The organism is Bacillus sp. AFS031507 (genome assembly GCF_002584635.1).
Lineage (GTDB): Bacteria > Bacillota > Bacilli > Bacillales > Cytobacillaceae > Neobacillus.
Window position 1 is genome coordinate 434 of record NZ_NUOW01000047.1, and the last position, 206, is coordinate 639.

A 206-nucleotide genomic window follows, 5' to 3' on the forward strand; every position below is an offset into this window, starting at 1 on the left:
GGAGTTCCTGGTAATGAAAGCACATTTCCATTTTTAATTTTGGTAATTTGATTGGTTAAATAAGAAGTCGTACGTCCATTCTTCGGTTTATACTTAGGAATCTTTGGCTTTCCTGAAAAGCTAGTAGGCATGGTTTTATATTTCTTAGAGGCTTCGAAGAAACTTTTCCAATCATCATATACCTTTTTTATTGTTTGTTGATTGGA

General features: G+C 33.0%; 1 pseudogene. It reads right to left on the reverse strand.

Annotated elements, in window-relative coordinates:
- Window positions 1-206: pseudogene (locus COE25_RS32535) on the reverse strand (RNA-guided endonuclease InsQ/TnpB family protein); the annotation flags it as partial.